Genomic DNA, 14,940 nt, shown 5'->3' on the forward strand with positions numbered 1-14,940 from the left:
CCCTTTCAGTGGCCCAGGTTGACGGGGTCGTGGCGTTCCTCCAGCCCCTTGCCGACCACGTCGCCAAAGCCCCATTCGGCGACGTCGGCGACATAGTCGCGCGGACTGAACAGGCGGCCGCGACACACCTTCACACGCGGCGCCGGCAGGTCGATCTGGGCCGTCAGCCGTTCGACCAGCTCCTCCATCAGCCAGCGCGGAATCCGGTCGCGCTCGGTCGGATAGGCGAAGCGGAAGTTCAGCAGATGGGCGGCCAGCACCTCCCAATAGAGGTCCATCTGATCCAGCAGGCTCTTCCAGTCGATGGCGTCCGACTGTTTCAGGATGACGTGGTTCACGTCGGCGCCATCATAGCGATAGCGGTCCTGGATGAAGACCTTGGACAGGATCAGGGCCGTGGGCGGGGTGATCTGGACCTGATGGCCATAGACGGTGATCCGGTCTTCGCTGAACCAGCTGTCGGACACGGCGATGGTGCCGTTGGACATGGCGAAGATGACGTCGAAGAAGTGTTTCTCGTCCTTCCAGACCTTGGCGATCCAGCGCTCGTCCTCGACGTCGGTGCGGTAGCCGTGCTTCTGGAAGAAGGCCAGGATGCGGGGATAGTCGCCGGGCTTGCAGAAGACGTCGAGGTCCTTGGTCGGACGGCGGATGCCCGTATAGGCCGTGACCGCATAGGTGCCCGACAGCAGGAAGGGGATGCCGCTTTCCTTCAGCAGGCGCAGGCTTTCCTCGTAGAAGGCCAAGGCGTCCGCAGGCGGTTCGAACGTCGGTTCGGCGATCACGTCTGACATCGGTTCGGGCCCTTTCCTGCGAGGGCAAGGAAACGGCGGCGCTGAACGGCGGTTCCGCATTACTACCTAGTCCGGCCGCTACGGGATCCTTAACTCCTGCATGTCACTGTTCCGTCATGGGATTGAAGTGGGTGAACGCAGAAGGCGGGCGCTGGCGGTTCTTCCGCCATGAAGCCGGCAGGGCGGCAGGACCGCCCCCTTACGCCTATGTCGCGCTGTTCGTCCTCTGCCTGGCGTTGGGTCAGTGGAGCATGAACACCTTCGGCGCCACCGTGCTGTGGCCCGCAAACGCCGTGCTTCTGGCCGCTGTCCTGCAACTTCATCGCCGCCCGGCTGTCGCCGTCATGGCCGCCTGCGCCGCCATCAATCTGATCGGCAACATCGTGCGGGGCGGCCCCGTCGTGATGATGTTCACCAATGTCGCCCTGAACATGACCCAAGTGGTCGTCGCCGTCCTTTTGGCGCGTCGCTTCTGCGGCGCCGCGCTGGATATGCGTAGGCCCTGGCGCCTGTTCCGGTTCGCTGTCTGCGCCGCCGCGCCTGCGGTCCTACTCAGCACCCTGCTGGCGGGCGGCGTAGCCATCCTGATGAGCTGGAAGGTGCCGGGCACGCTGGGCTTCCGCATGCACCACCTGTTCGACATGGAGGTGCTGGCGATGATGATCGTCACGCCCTCCCTGTTGCTGCTGGCCCGAAACCACCGTTTCCGGGACGACGTCCAGGCGACGTTGACCGAGGCCATCGCCCTGCTGGCGTTGGTCGGGGGCGTCAGCTTGTGGGTCTTCTCCCAGTCCTCGGCGCCGATCATGTTTGCGATCTTCCCGGCCCTTATCCTGCTGGCCTTCCGCCTGTGTCCCCCGACGACGGCGGGTGCGGTGGTGATGGTCGCCGCGATCGGCGGCGTGGCAACGCTCAGCGGTCATGGACCGATCGTACTGACCCGTCTGACGCCGGATCCCGTTCTGGACGCCTTGCCCGCCGTGATGCGCCAGATGAACGTCTTTCATCTGTTCCTGCTGTGCGTGGTTGGCACGGCCCTGCCCATCACCACCCTGTCCACCGAGCGCCGTCGCCTGGTGGAGCGGCTGAAGGCGCGCACCCAGGCCGCGCTATCGGCCCGTCAGCGCGCCGAGGCGGCCTATGCGGTCAAGGGGCGGTTCCTGGCCATGATGAGCCATGAGATGCGCACGCCCCTGACCGGCATCACCGGCTATGCGGATCTGTTGTCGCGGCGTCCGTGCATGGACGACGAAGGTCTGCGCCAGGTCGACGCTGTCCGGCACTGCGGCGAGACCATGCTGCGTCTGGTCGAGGATCTGCTGGAGGTGTCGCGCGGCGGCGCCGAGGTGACGCCCAAGGCCAATGACGTGCGCCAGATGATCGAGGAAGCGGTCGCCCCTTCGCGCGAATGGGCCGTGATCAAGGGGCTGGAGTTCGCTCTCACCATCGCGCCCGAGGCAGAGGGCCAGGTGATGATCGACGCCCGGCGTCTGCGCCAATCCGTGCATCACCTGGTGAACAACGCGGTCAAGTTCACGGGGCGCGGTAGCGTGACCGTCGTCGTGGACCGGATCGCAGACGGCCTGTCCATCGTCGTGTCGGATACCGGCTGCGGCATGGATGAACAGACCCGCGCCGGCGTCTTCGGCCTGTTCGAACAGGGGGACGCCACCACCAGTCGGGCCCACGAAGGCGCCGGCGTCGGCCTGGCCCTGGCCAAGAACCACATCGTGTGTCTGGGCGGCGCCGTCGTGGTCGAAAGCGCGCAATGGGGCGGCTCCACCTTCACCCTGACGGTCCCCGCTGCGGTGGTCGAGGCTGTCGAGGGGCCGGAGTCCGCGCCGCTGCATAGCCGCCGCACGCGCATCCTGATCGTCGATGATCATCCGGCCAATCGCGACCTGCTGCGGATCATGCTCCAGGCCGCCGATTGCGAGACCGCAGAGGCGGCGGACGGCGAACAGGCCCTGGCGGCGCTGGCGGTCCAGCCCTTCGACCTGGTGTTGATGGACGTACGGATGCCGGTGATGGACGGCATGGCCGCCACCCGCGCCATTCGCGCCCTGGACACGCCCCTGCGCGACGTGCCGGTCCTGGCCGTCACCGCCGAGGCCATGCCCGAGGACGCCGCCCGCTGCATCGCCGCCGGCATGGACGGCCATCTGGCCAAGCCCGTCACCCAGGCCAAACTCTATGCCGCCATCGAGGCCGTGTTCGATGCGGTCGCCGAGCGGGCGGACGCCGCCCAGGCCGCCTGAGGCCCAAGCGTGGCTGGAGGATATGAATTCGTCCCCAGCTCCCTCCCCAGAATCCTGAAGCAAATCTACCAGATATAGCGTCTGTTAGAAAATGTGACGCAACATAGACCAAATTCGACTTGGCGCCGGGGTTCGAGAGTCGCATGGTGAACGCCTCTCCGGAATCGCTTCAGGTCCAGTTCGATGAACGCCATCACCCCGATCATCCTTCCCGAACGCGCCGGTCTGCTGACCCCTTCCGCCGCCTACAAGCCGTTCCGCTATCCGTGGGCGTTCGACATGTGGAAGAAGCAGCAGCAGGTCCACTGGATGCCTGAAGAGGTGCCGCTGGGCGAGGACATCAAGGACTGGGCCTCGACGCTGAACGACGGCGAACGCAACCTGCTGACCCAGATCTTCCGCTTCTTCACCCAGGCGGACATCGAGGTTCAGGACAACTACATGGAGCGCTACGGCCGGGTCTTCAAACCGACCGAGGTGAAGATGATGCTGGCCGCCTTCGGCAATATGGAGACTATCCATATCGCGGCCTACGCCCTGCTGCTCGAAACCATCGGCATGCCCGAGAGCGAGTTCGGGTCCTTCATGGAATATGAGGCCATGCGGGACAAGCACGACTATATGGGCAAGTTCGGGGTCGATTCCGACGCCGACATCTGCCGGACCCTGGCCATGTTCGGCGGCTTCTCTGAAGGCGTTCAGCTGTTCGCGTCGTTCGCCATGCTGATGAACTTCCCGCGCCAGAACAAGATGAAGGGCATGGGCCAGATCGTGTCCTGGTCGGTGCGCGACGAGAGCCTGCACTGCGAAGGCATCATCAAGCTGTACCATGCCTTCAACAAGGAGACGGGGGCCGTCACCAAAACCGTGGCCGACGACATCGTCGACTGCTGCAAGACCGTGGTGAACATGGAGGACAAGTTCATCGACCTGGCCTTCGAGATGGGCTCGGTCCAGGGCATGACGCCTGAGGACATCAAGCAATACATCCGCTTCATCGCCGACTGGCGCCTGCGTCAGCTGAAGCTGCCGGAAGTGTTCGGCGTGAAGGAAAACCCGCTGCCCTGGCTGCAGTCGCTGCTGTCGGGCGTCGAACACGCCAACTTCTTCGAGGCCCGCGCCACCGAATATTCCAAGGCCGCGACCCAAGGCGACTGGCACGGCGTCGAAGGCGTCTGGACCGAGTTCGACCGCATGATGGCGCGGCGCGACATGAGCCTGGTCGCGGGCTGACCGGCCTCAAGCAGCAAAGCGATAGGCCAATGGAATAGTCGGCCTCAAGCAGCAAAGCGATAGGCCAATGGAATAGTCGGCCTCAAGCAGCGCGAAGCGCGGTAGGCACGGGAAAAATGGGAGAGCGCGCCATGACCGACGAGATCGTCTTCTACACCAACCCCATGTCTCGCGGACGGATCGTCCGCTGGATGCTGGAGGAGGTCGGTCAGCCGTATCGCACCGTCGTGGTCGATTATGCGGCGATGAAGTCGCCCGACTATCTGGCGATCAATCCGATGGGCAAGGTACCGGCCATCGCCCATCGCGGGATCGTCGTGACCGAATGCGCGGCCATCTGCGCCTATCTGGCCGACGCCTTCCCTGACGCCCGTCTGGCCCCTGCGACGGATGATCCTTTGCGGGGCCTCTATTACCGCTGGATGTTCTTCGCCGCCGGTCCCGTCGAGGCGGCGGTCACAGCCAAGTCGCTGGGTCAGCTGCCGCCGGCCGAGAAGTCCGCCATGGTCGGCTACGGCTCCTTCGACCAGGTCGTCGACGGCTTGGAGCATGCGCTGGACAAGAGCCCGTGGCTGCTGGGCGATCGGTTCACCGCCGCAGACGTCTATGTCGGCAGCCAGATCGCCTGGGGCCTGATGTTCAAGAGCCTGCCCGCCCGACCCGCCTTCCAGACCTATGCCGAGCGGATCGCGTCGCGGCCGGCGGCGGTGCGCGCCAGGGCCATCGACGACGCCCTGATCGCCGAGGCGAAGGCGAGCGAGGCCTAGCGCCCCAACGGCGCGGGCGTCCCGCAGGCCGAGCGGACGCCGGACCGGCACAGCCGCACCTGTTCCTGCCAGGCGGCGTAGTCGCGGTCGTACTGGTCCTGGGCCGCACGGGTTGCCAAGGCAGCGGCGCGGGCCTGTTCCTCGGTCTGTCGCACCTCGATCTGATGACGGGCCAGGGCGGCGTCATAGTCGAGACGGGCGGCCTCGTCGGCCTTGTCGGCCAGGACGTTCTGGGCCGCGATCTCGTCGTTCAGGGCGCGGGTGGTGCGCAGCTCTTCTTCCGTCTGCTGATGGTCGCTCGCGCGGTGATAGGCCTCTCCGCGGGCCCTCAACAGGGCGTCGCGGCTGTTGGGATCCGCCGGATCGGGCAGGGTGCGCTGATCGCGATAGGAATCGGGCGCCGCGTAGGGGGCGGCCGGGGTCGTCTGCGCCTGGACCGCGCCGGTCAGCGCCACAGCTGTCAGCATGACGACGGAAAGGGAAAGGCGAACGATCATGGGCTTGTCTCCTGAGGGCTTGAGCTTGGCCATAAGCCGTCATGCAGCACAACGCCGCAGCCACGAAAAGGTGGCGCAAGACCCAGCTTCACGGCATGGTCGGTTCCTCCCCAACCGTTTCCGCACGCGAGAACACTTGATGATCCTCAGCACCTCGTCCGGTGACTTCCCCATCCCCGCCGATGTCGCGCGCCAGTTGCCGAACGTGCCGGCCCTGCCCGACACCGCCGCCTCGGACGCCCGATTGCAGATCGAGGATTTCCGCCACTGGCTGGACGCCTCGCCGGAACACGCCATCGACTACGAACGGCTGCGGCGCTGGCACCTGGTTCAGGACGAACTGGCGGCTCAGGCCAAGGCCGAGAACCGGCCGTTCGTGGTGTCGGATGACGGACTGGAATAGGTCGGCGTGATCGCCAGCAGGCATGAAAAAGGGCTCCGGCGCGAACGCCGGAGCCCTTTGACGTTCTGGCGTATGCTTAGAACTTGAACGCCACCGTGGCGCGGTAGGACTGATAGTCGATGTCCTGACGCTCGATCATCGAGGAAGCTTCCAGCGAGACGGTGGTGCGCTCGTCGCCGATGGTCACGCCGCCGGATATTTCGCCCCAGGTCGTGTCGCGGCTGGCGCCCAGGAAGGTGGCGGGCGTGCCGCCGGCCGCCGCGAAGACCGCGCGCACGTCGTCGCGGCTGTTGGTGAAGTCGGTCACGGCGCGCACGCTGAGGGCCGGCTTGACGGAGAAGCCGCCGACCTTGGTCGCGCCCGAGACCCGCAGGCCCAGGAAGCCCTGGACCGAGGTGCTGGTCTGTTCGTCCACACGCAGTGCGGCGGCCGAGCCGGTCTCGGCATAGCCATCGACCTTCACGCGATAGGCGTTGACGCCGAAGCTGGGCGTCACGGTCACGCCGCGCGTATCGACGCGGTCGCCGATTTCAACGCCGCCGAAGAAGACATCACCTTCGGTGTCGCCGTCGGCGCGCAGGCCGCCGCCGACCGCCGTATTGCGGCGCGTCTCGATGTCCAGCCAGCCATAGCCGAGGTGACCGCCCAGGAAGCCGCGATCGGCGATGTCCAGCGACGCATAGGCGCTGGCCTGGATCTGTTTGGTGTCGGCGCGCGACAGGGCGCCGGCGTATTCGGCCTTGCCCTCCGAATAGCCCAGGGCGCCGCCCAGGGTCAGGTCGTCGACCGTGCGTTCGACGCCGCCCGCGAAATACCAGCTGTCCTGCTGGTCCTCGCCCGAGCCGATCACGGAACCGCGCAGGTTCCGCGCCTTGCCGTCGGTGGCGCCGGCGGTCAGGAAGGCCGAGACGCCCTCTTTCCATCCGTTGGACCAACGGTTGCGGGCCGATCCTTCGTCCTGGGCCGCCGCCATGGCCGCAGCCGCGATCGGGGCCAGGTCGTCGGACAGGGCCGCGACCTCGACGCCGCGACCGATCAGGGCCAGGCCGCCCGTCGCGCCGGTGCGGCGCAAGGCGATGCGGTCGCCGATGGCGGACTGAAGCGTTTCGGTCTGCACCGCGCCGAGCTTGACGGACGAGCGTGAGCTATAGGGCGCCAAGCTTTCCAGCGCCGCGCCCAGAACCGGCCCTTCCAGAACGTCGACCGTGCCATAGACGCTGCTCAGCGCGGCATAGCTGCCGGGGCGAGCGCGATCCAGCAGGGTGCCGACCGCCCGTTGCGACGGCGAGTTGGCGTCGATGACGGTGGAGAAGGACGCCGCGTCGATGGTCAGCAGCACGCTGTTGGCGGTGTAGCCCAGCGTCGGGAACAGCACGCCCGGCAGGTCGGTCGCCGAGGTGAAGCGGCCCGAGAGGCCGCCTTCCGCCGTCAGCACCGTATAGGCCTGGCCGAACTGAACCGGACCCAGGGGATTGACGCCCAGGAAGCCGCCGATCGACGCCTGGCCGCGCGTGCCCTGGGCCGCGTCGGCGCGGACGATCAGCCGGTCGGCCTGCGCCCCGTTCACATCGATGATCAGGCGCGAACCCGAGGTCAGGACCAGGTCGCCCAGAATGGTCAGGTCGCCCACGGCGTTCTGACCGCCCGGCGCGATTGTGCCCAGGATGGAAGTCAGCACGGTCGGATCGATCACGCCCTTGCCGCTGAGCATGCCGCCCATCAGCAGCATCTCGAAGGTGTTCAGCCGGCCGTCGACGTTCAGTTGTCCGGCGGTGACCGTGGTGTCGATCAGATTGGTCAGCACGCCGGTCGAGGTCACGTCCAGAATGGCGCCGCTGGTCCCGATGGTCAGGCGATCCACGGTGGCGGCACGGTTCAGGGTGGTGCGTCCGGCGGTCGTCAGGCTGACGTCGTAATAGGCCGGACGGGTTCCGCCCGGAACGCCGGCGACGTTGTTGGGCACGAAGTTGGTCGAGCCGGGGCCGCCGGCGACGAACTCGAACGGCGCCGTCGCGCCAGGCGCCTGCACCAGAGCGGCGGGCGCGGCCAGGTCGCCGTCGGCGGTCCCCGCCGTACCGGTGGTCAAGTCGGCGGTCAGGTCGTCGCGAGTGACATGGCCGACATTGCTTTCGCTGGAGGAGCCGCCCGTCGCCGGAGCAGCGGCCGTCTCGGTCCCGCCGCGGCTGTTGTTATAGTCGGCCAGGTTCTTGGCGCTCTCGCAGTCGGCGTTGAAGCAGACGGCGCCGAACTCGCCGCCCTGTCCGCCCACGCCGGCGGCCGGCGTGCCGGGAAGGCCGGTGGTCAGCTGTCCGCCCGACACGACCTTGTAGTTGGGGTCCATCATCTGGGTCCAGCGCGTGGCGTCGAACCAGTCGCCGTCGCCAGCCTTGGCCTGTACATATTTGTACGGGTTGTTGGCGACGATATAGTCCCAGAAGAGATAGAGCGGCTGATAGCCGGCCGTCGTGCCGTAGCTGGCCTGAGGCTGGGCGCCGAAATAGCGGGTGCCCAGCGACAGCACGCCCGCGATCACCGGCTGCGAGAAGGCGCGATCCAGGATCAGGGCGCCGCCCGAATCGCCCTGGGCCGTGATGCCTTCACCCGGCAGGGCCACGTCGTTGCCGAAGATGTTGAAGTCGAACTGGCTGGCGCGCGCCGGATCGTCGAAGTCCACCAGATAGAGGTTCTGGCCCAGGCCGCGCTGGCTGCCGTCGCCGAACAGGAACAGGTTGACGTCGTCGATCGAGGCCAGGGCGCCGATCATGTTCTCGCCCGCGCGACGACGGAAATCGACGCCTGCCGATTGACCGGTCGTGCCGGTGCCCGAACGGCCATAGCCGCCGATGGTGACATGCAGGTTCTCGGTTCCCGTCAGCGGGCTGAACAGCATGGCCCAGGTCGGCACGCCGCGCGCGGCGGTGTCCAGCACGCCCATGGCGACGTCGGCTTCGTAGAAGTTGCCCGCCGGCTCCAGCAGCGAGCGCTGGTCGTAGAAGACGTGGCTGAGATTATAGGTCTGGTCGGCGACGCTGCTGCGTCCGGTGCCCAGCCAGTTGATCAGGCCGGCGCGGGCATCGCCCTTGAAGCCGACGGCGATGGGCGTGCCGCCCGAGGCGCGGCCGTAGGTCGCCTGTCCCTGAGTGTTCACGCAGTGGGCGGCGAAGATGATGGTGCGCGGATTGATCAGGGTGCCGGTGCAGACGCCGCCGCCCAGCGCACCGAAGTCGCTGTAGATGATGCCGATGCCGTTGACCGCATTGGGGGCGGCCAGGGTCGGCGCCGTGTTGCGGTTCAGATTGTTGTTGGGCACCTCGGCCAAGGCCGCGCCGGCGACCAAGCCTGCAGCTACGCCCAATGCGGAACTGGTGGAAAGCCAACGGCTCTTGCGAGCGGACGAACGCGTCATTTTTTATGTTTCCCCTACGGACAGTCCCACAAGGTGACACGAGCGAAGAAGAGAAAGAAGCCAAAGAATGCGCGCTTTTTTGACACATTCCGACAAGATCACAGAGTGTGACCTGAAAGCCCCGAGTTGAGGGCTCTCAAGGTCAAGGTTGTTCGGGCCGTCCTAGCCGGGAAGACGCAGCTCGAACACGGCGCCGCCGACGCCGTCGGATTCGACCAAGCGAAGATCGCCGCCGTTCAGGGCGGCCAGTTCACGTGAGATGGTCAAGCCCAGGCCTGAGCCGTCGGAGGCTTTGGAGCTGACGAAGGGTTCGAACAGGCGCTCGGCCAGGCGCGGCGGAATGCCGGGCCCGTCGTCGGCAATGCGGACGACGCAGAATCCGCCCTCGCCGAAGGCGCTGACCGTGATCGCGCCCTTGCCGCGCCGCTCTGGTGCGCGGCCGGGATCGGCCTCGATGGCCTGGCGAGCGTTGCGCATCAGATTGACCAGGATGCGATACAGCTGGTCCGGGTCGGCCTCGACGGCGAAGCGCGGCGGCAGTTGCTTGATCAGGGCCACGCCCTCCGGCTCCAGCCCCGCATCCTCGGCCGCCAGGGTCAGGGCCTTGGTCAGGACCACGCGCGTCTTCTGGGCGGCAGGCTCTTCGCTGCGGCCGTATTCCAGCACATTGCGCGACAGATTGGCGGCGCGGCTGAGCGCGCGCTCCAGCCGGGGTAGGGCCTTGGCCACCTGGGGGTCGGCCGAGGTCGCCAGCCGCTCGGACGCCATCTGGGCCGAGGTCAGCATGTTGCGCAGGTCGTGATTGATCTTGGCCACCGCCTCGCCCAGGGCGACCAGGCGGGTGCGCGAACGCAGCGAATGGCGCACCTCTTCCTGCATCCGGCTGAGCTCGCGCTCGACCCGGCCGATCTCGTCGTGCCGGTCGGACGGCGCCTCGGCCTCGCTCTCGGGATCGGCGGCGAACCGTTCCATGGAACGGGTGACGCGGCGCAAGGGGCGCAGCACCAGCAGGGCCAGACCGCCATAAAGAAGCGCGCCCGCGGTCACCGACACCAGCAGGGACACGATCAGGCTGTTCAGCAGGAAGGTCTTCAGCTCCAGTTTCAACGGCTGGGCCGGGGTGACGATCTCGATGAAGTCGCCCGAGCGATAGCGCGGCTTGGCCTGGACGCGCAGCGAGCGGTCGGGGTGGCCGAACAGGGTGCGCCAGGGGTCGGTCAGCCGCGACCAGCTGTCCTGCTGCCTCAGGTCGATCAGTTCGGGCGCGCGGGGCAGGTTGGGGGCCTGGAGCAGCAGGCGGCGCACCCCCTGTTCGGTCAGGGCCACGGCCTGGACCCCGCCGATCCGCATCAGCTCGGCGGCGGTGTCGTCCTCGACCGCGCTGTAGGGCAGGGCCTCGACCCCGACCGAGGCCAGTTCGGCGGCCTGGAGCCGGTCGCGCAGCCAACGCTCGTGGAAGGCGGCCAGATTCGGCCCCATGATCAGCGCCTCGACCGCCAGGGTGAAGGCGACAGTCAGCAACAGCAGTCGCGCCGACAGGCCGTCGGGCGCGCGCGGCGTCAGCCGTTCGCGCCACAGGGTCGCCTGTTCCGGCGTCAGGTTCAGTCGCGTGGCGATCCGGTCGAACAGGGTGCTCATGCCGGCGCGCCCGCGTTACGCCGCGCGCGGACCATCTGGAACAACTTGATGCCGATGGGCAGCAGCAGGGACAGGAAGACCACCCCCATCAGCGGCCAGAAGAACTGCTGCAACAGCATGGGCAGGTCCGGCCTCACGCCTGCGCGCAGCATGTCGCCCAACTGCGATCCGATCCAGGTGTAGATGAAGGTGGACGGCAACAGGCCGATGAAGGTGGCGATCACATAGGGCCGCAGCGGCACCGCCATCACCCCCGCCGTGGCGTTGACCAGGACGAAGGGGACGCTGGGGATCACACGCAGGGTGAACAGGGTGGTGAAGGCGTTGCGGTCGATCCCCTTGGCCAGCCGATCCATGAAACCAGCGTCGGCCTCGAACTTGGCGCGAAGCCAGGCGCCAATCGCGGTGCGGTACACATAATAGATGACGACCGAGCCGATGGTGGCCCCCGTCGCCTGGGCCAGGGCGCCGACATAGGGTCCGAACATCATTCCCCCCAGCAGGGTCAGGAAGACCGGCCCAGGGATGGTCGAGGCGGTCGCCAGAGCATAGACGGCGATGAAGGCGGCCAGCGCCGTCCACCAGTGTGCGCGCGCATAGGCCTGAAGGTTCAGCCCGTGCTCGCGGATCAGATCCATCGACAGATAGCGGTTCCAGCCCAGGACGAAGAAGGCGACCACCAGGCCGGCGATGGCCGCGAGCGGCAGCAGCCGCAAGCCCCATTCCTTCGCCGTTCGTTTCGCCATCCGTTTCATCGTCCCGAAATGCCGTCCGAGCGTTGACTCACGCAGACATGCGACTTATACGCCCGCCCTTCCTGCGACGGACGCCTCTTGCCCCGCCGCCCAACCTTTAACGTCAGGAGCCGACCGTGAAGCGGACCTATCAGCCGTCGCGACTCGTGCGCAAGCGCCGTCACGGCTTCCGCAGCCGGATGGCCACCAAGAACGGCCAGAAGATTGTTGCGCGCCGTCGCGCCAAGGGCCGCAAGCGCCTGACGGCGTAAGCGGCTTTCAGCGTCCGGAATCTTTTGGACGCATGAGCGACCTTTTACAGATCAAACGTCTGTTGCGGCGGCCCCAGTTTCTGGCGGCCGCCAAAGGCGTTTCAGAGGCGCGCGGCGCCGTGGTGATTCAGCGTCTAGAGCGCGGCGACGGTTCGCCGCACATCGGCCTGGGATTCACCGCCACGAAAAAGGTCGGCGGCGCGGTGGTTCGCAACCGCGCCAAACGCCGTCTGCGCGAGGCTGCGCGGGCCATGCTGGCCCAGCACGGCGTGCCCGGCAGCGACTATGTCTTCATCGCCCGCATGGGCACGACCGAGCGTGCGTGGGACCGTCTGCTTGACGACGTGAAATCGACGCTTACAAGGCTGGCGACACCGCGACATGATCGGGGGGCAGCCAAGCCCTCGCCCGCCCGCGCCCCATCCGGCCAGGACCGCCAGAATCCATGAAAAACGAGAACACGCGCAACACGATCATCTTCATCGTGTGCTCGGCCCTGATCATGGGGATCTATTATTTCGCCGTGCTGCGTCCGCAGGCCGAGCGCCGCGCGGTGCAGCAGCAGGCCCAGGCCGAGCAGTCGCGGACCGCTGATAACGCGGCGCGCACGGCGCTTAGCCCCCAGGGGCCGACCTTCGTCACCGACCGCAGCCAGGCGCTGAGCACCGCCGCGCGGGTGCCGATCCAGTCCGGCACGCTGAAGGGGTCGCTGTCGCTTCAGGGCGGCCGCATCGACGACCTGTTCCTGACCGACTATCGCGAGGTCCAGGACAAGCCGCAGCCGGTCGAGCTGTTCCGCCCGCAGGGGATGCAGAACGCCTATTTCGCCCAGTTCGGCTGGACCGGCCCCAACGTCGCCGGCGGCGTGCCCGGACCCAACACCGTCTGGCGTTTGACCAATGGTTCGACCCTGACGCCGACCACGCCGATCACCCTGACCTGGGATAACGGCCAGGGTCTGCGCTTCACCCGCGTGATGTCGGTCGACGACAGATATGTCTTCTCGGTTCAGGACACGGTCCAGAACCTGGGCACGCAGGCGATCACCATCGCCCCCTACGGCAGCGTCCAGCGCCAGGGCGTCCCGCCCGCAGCCGGCTCGTCGCACATCGTCCACGAGGGCGCGATCGGCACCTTTGGCAAGCCGGGCGGCTATCGCACCGAGCAGAAGAAGTACAAGGACTGGCTGAAGGAGCCCCGTATCGAGAACGCCTCGACCGGAGGCTGGCTGGGCATCACCGACAAATACTGGCTGGCGGCCCTGCTGCCCCAGCAGGACGAGGCGGTCGAAACCGAATTCCGCGTGCGCGAGATCAACGGCGGCCAGCAGCTGGAAGCCAATGTCCTGGGCACGACCCGCACCGTCCAGCCGGGCGCCACCGCGACCGAGACCCAGCGCCTGTTCGCCGGGGTCAAGCGCGCCGAGGTGCTGAAGTCCTATGAGGAAAGCCTGGGCCTGCCGCGCTTCGTCTATGCGATCGACTGGGGCATGTTCTGGTTCCTGACGCGCCCGATCTTCTGGATCCTGGAAAACGTCTATGGCCTGGTCGGCAGCTTCGGCATCGCCATTCTGGCCCTGACCGTCATCGTCAAGCTGGTGATGTTCCCGCTGGCCAACAACGCCTACGCCAGCATGTCCAAGATGCGGAACCTCCAGCCCAAGATGGAGGAGATCAAGAAGAAGTTCAAAGACGACCCGCAGAAGCAGCAGCAGGAGACGATGGCCCTGTACCAGAAGGAGAAGATCAATCCGGTCGCCGGGTGCCTTCCGCTGGTTCTTCAGATCCCCGTCTTCTACGCCCTGTACAAGGTGCTGACCGTCACCATCGAAATGCGCCACCAACCGTTCCTGGGCTTCATCCAAGATCTGTCGGCGCGCGATCCGTCGTCGATCTGGAACCTGTTCGGCCTGATCCCGTGGGATCCGTCCATGGCGCCGCTGATCGGCGGCCTGCTGGCCGGTCCGCTGCACCTGGGCCTGCTGGCCATCGCCTACGGCCTGACCATGTGGCTGCAGACGGCGATGAACCCGCCGGCGACCGATCCGATCCAGCGTCAGATCTTCCAGTTCATGCCGCTGTTGTTCACCTTCATCATGGCGCCGTTCGCGGCCGGCCTGTTGATCTACTGGGCCTGGTCCAACATCCTGACCATCCTGCAGCAGTACGTAATCATGCACCGCTACAAGGCCGAGAACCCGATCGATACGTTCTTCGCCCGGTTCAAGAAGTCACCAGCGTGATCGACGAAACCGAGTTCACGCCCGAGGAAATCGAGGCCGCGCGGGTCCTGTTCGCGCGGCCCGCCACCTTCATCATGGGCGCGGCCAAGATCGAGCAGCTGCCCGAGCCGAACCTGCCCGAGATCGCCTTCGCCGGCCGCTCCAACGTCGGCAAGTCCAGCCTGATCAACGGTCTGGTCGGCATGCACAAGCTGGCCCGCGCCTCGAACGAGCCGGGCCGGACGCGCGAGGTCAACTTCTTCGACCTGGACGGCCGGATGCGTCTGGTCGATCTGCCCGGCTATGGCTGGGCCAAGGCGTCCAAGACCACGGTCAAAAAGTTCCAGGACCTGGGTCGCGACTATCTGCGCGGCCGGGTGACGCTGAAGCGGGTCTATCTGCTGATCGACAGCCGTCACGGTTTGAAGTCGGTGGACAAGGAGGCGCTGGACGCCCTGGACCTGGCCGCCGTCAGCTATCAGATCGTCCTGACCAAGGCCGACAAGCTGAAGAAGGGCGAGGGCGAGGTTGTGCAGGAGGCCACGCTGAAGGCCATCTCCAAACGCCCCGCCGCCTTCCCGGTGGTGCTCCTGACGTCGTCGGAAAAGGGCCTGGGCCTGCCCGAACTGCGCGCCGAGATCATGCGCACGACGGGTGCGACGACCGACTGACAATTCGCTCCCATCACTCTCTCTCTGGCGAGCCGCTTACGGCGGC

General features: G+C 66.6%; 13 protein-coding genes. 8 read left to right on the forward strand and 5 right to left on the reverse strand.

The annotated features are described in order from the left end of the window. Nucleotides 1-5: 5 nt before the first annotated feature. Nucleotides 6-794 carry a nucleotidyltransferase family protein gene (locus ACQY72_RS10745; protein ID WP_135194406.1) on the reverse strand — a complete coding sequence of 263 codons (789 nt, stop codon included), beginning with the start codon at nt 792-794 and terminating at the stop codon, nt 6-8. 131 nt (nt 795-925) lie between these two features. On the opposite strand from ACQY72_RS10745, the gene ACQY72_RS10750 reads away from it, so the two are divergent. The 3 genes from ACQY72_RS10750 to ACQY72_RS10760 all read left to right on the forward strand — a co-directional run bounded on the left by ACQY72_RS10750 (nt 926) and on the right by ACQY72_RS10760 (nt 5,052). Continuing rightward, nucleotides 926-3,052 carry a response regulator gene (locus tag ACQY72_RS10750; RefSeq protein WP_428153516.1) on the forward strand — a complete coding sequence of 709 codons (2,127 nt, stop codon included), beginning with the start codon at nt 926-928 and terminating at the stop codon, nt 3,050-3,052. Nucleotides 3,053-3,235: 183 nt separating this feature from the next. Continuing rightward, the gene (locus tag ACQY72_RS10755) at nt 3,236-4,285 is read left to right on the forward strand and encodes a ribonucleotide-diphosphate reductase subunit beta (protein ID WP_135194408.1); all 1,050 of its coding nucleotides are present in this window, start codon (nt 3,236-3,238) and stop codon (nt 4,283-4,285) included. 131 nt (nt 4,286-4,416) lie between these two features. Further along, a complete protein-coding gene (locus ACQY72_RS10760) occupies nt 4,417-5,052 on the forward strand; it encodes a glutathione S-transferase family protein (RefSeq protein WP_428153517.1) in 636 nt (211 codons plus the stop codon). Here the strand turns inward: ACQY72_RS10760 and ACQY72_RS10765 are convergent. Beyond that, complete coding sequence (locus ACQY72_RS10765) at nt 5,049-5,549, reverse strand: hypothetical protein (RefSeq protein WP_428153518.1); 501 nt, start codon at nt 5,547-5,549, stop codon at nt 5,049-5,051. The genes ACQY72_RS10760 and ACQY72_RS10765 overlap by 4 nt on opposite strands. A gap of 139 nt (nt 5,550-5,688) precedes the next feature. Between ACQY72_RS10765 and ACQY72_RS10770 the strand changes: the two genes are divergently transcribed. Further along, nucleotides 5,689-5,952, forward strand: coding sequence for a hypothetical protein (locus tag ACQY72_RS10770; RefSeq protein ID WP_372693630.1), 264 nt, complete (start codon nt 5,689-5,691; stop codon nt 5,950-5,952). A gap of 76 nt (nt 5,953-6,028) precedes the next feature. Here the strand turns inward: ACQY72_RS10770 and ACQY72_RS10775 are convergent, their stop codons facing one another. The 3 genes from ACQY72_RS10775 to ACQY72_RS10785 form a co-directional block, all read right to left on the reverse strand. Continuing rightward, nucleotides 6,029-9,358, reverse strand: coding sequence for an autotransporter domain-containing protein (locus tag ACQY72_RS10775; protein WP_428153519.1), 3,330 nt, complete (start codon nt 9,356-9,358; stop codon nt 6,029-6,031). Nucleotides 9,359-9,520: 162 nt separating this feature from the next. Then, nucleotides 9,521-10,996, reverse strand: a complete 1,476-nt coding sequence (locus tag ACQY72_RS10780; protein WP_428153521.1) for a sensor histidine kinase — start codon at nt 10,994-10,996, stop codon at nt 9,521-9,523. After that, complete coding sequence (locus tag ACQY72_RS10785; protein ID WP_428153522.1) at nt 10,993-11,742, reverse strand: TVP38/TMEM64 family protein; 750 nt, start codon at nt 11,740-11,742, stop codon at nt 10,993-10,995. The genes ACQY72_RS10780 and ACQY72_RS10785 overlap by 4 nt, the downstream gene beginning before the upstream one ends. Nucleotides 11,743-11,867: 125 nt before the next feature. Here ACQY72_RS10785 and rpmH point away from each other — a divergent pair, with 125 nt between their 5' ends. The 4 genes from rpmH to yihA are packed head-to-tail and all read left to right on the forward strand — an operon-like array spanning nt 11,868 to nt 14,894. Further along, complete coding sequence (gene rpmH, locus ACQY72_RS10790) at nt 11,868-12,002, forward strand: 50S ribosomal protein L34 (RefSeq protein ID WP_003164000.1); 135 nt, start codon at nt 11,868-11,870, stop codon at nt 12,000-12,002. 32 nt (nt 12,003-12,034) lie between these two features. After that, nucleotides 12,035-12,451 carry a ribonuclease P protein component gene (gene rnpA / locus ACQY72_RS10795; protein ID WP_159847677.1) on the forward strand — a complete coding sequence of 139 codons (417 nt, stop codon included), beginning with the start codon at nt 12,035-12,037 and terminating at the stop codon, nt 12,449-12,451. Beyond that, nucleotides 12,448-14,244 carry a membrane protein insertase YidC gene (gene yidC / locus ACQY72_RS10800; RefSeq protein WP_428153523.1) on the forward strand — a complete coding sequence of 599 codons (1,797 nt, stop codon included), beginning with the start codon at nt 12,448-12,450 and terminating at the stop codon, nt 14,242-14,244. Before rnpA ends, yidC begins: the two co-directional genes overlap by 4 nt. After that, nucleotides 14,241-14,894 (forward strand): ribosome biogenesis GTP-binding protein YihA/YsxC, encoded by a 654-nt coding sequence (gene yihA / locus ACQY72_RS10805; protein ID WP_425981529.1) that lies wholly within the window; start codon nt 14,241-14,243, stop codon nt 14,892-14,894. Before yidC ends, yihA begins: the two co-directional genes overlap by 4 nt. The last annotated feature ends 46 nt before the right edge of the window (nt 14,895-14,940 follow it).

This window comes from Brevundimonas sp., assembly GCF_965279155.1.
Classification (GTDB): Bacteria; Pseudomonadota; Alphaproteobacteria; order Caulobacterales; family Caulobacteraceae; genus Brevundimonas.

Excerpts from the sequence above, each read along its gene's own strand:
- ACQY72_RS10765 (WP_428153518.1), bottom strand. The coding sequence starts at position 5,549 with ATGATCGTTCGCCTTTCCCTTTCCGTCGTCATGCTGACAGCTGTGGCG.
- ACQY72_RS10745 (WP_135194406.1), bottom strand. The coding sequence starts at position 794 with ATGTCAGACGTGATCGCCGAACCGACGTTCGAACCGCCTGCGGACGCC.
- ACQY72_RS10770 (WP_372693630.1), top strand. The coding sequence starts at position 5,689 with ATGATCCTCAGCACCTCGTCCGGTGACTTCCCCATCCCCGCCGATGTC.
- ACQY72_RS10755 (WP_135194408.1), top strand. The coding sequence starts at position 3,236 with ATGAACGCCATCACCCCGATCATCCTTCCCGAACGCGCCGGTCTGCTG.
- ACQY72_RS10780 (WP_428153521.1), bottom strand. The coding sequence starts at position 10,996 with ATGAGCACCCTGTTCGACCGGATCGCCACGCGACTGAACCTGACGCCG.
- yidC (WP_428153523.1), top strand. The coding sequence starts at position 12,448 with ATGAAAAACGAGAACACGCGCAACACGATCATCTTCATCGTGTGCTCG.
- ACQY72_RS10775 (WP_428153519.1), bottom strand. The coding sequence starts at position 9,358 with ATGACGCGTTCGTCCGCTCGCAAGAGCCGTTGGCTTTCCACCAGTTCC.
- ACQY72_RS10785 (WP_428153522.1), bottom strand. The coding sequence starts at position 11,742 with ATGGCGAAACGAACGGCGAAGGAATGGGGCTTGCGGCTGCTGCCGCTC.
- ACQY72_RS10760 (WP_428153517.1), top strand. The coding sequence starts at position 4,417 with ATGACCGACGAGATCGTCTTCTACACCAACCCCATGTCTCGCGGACGG.
- rnpA (WP_159847677.1), top strand. The coding sequence starts at position 12,035 with ATGAGCGACCTTTTACAGATCAAACGTCTGTTGCGGCGGCCCCAGTTT.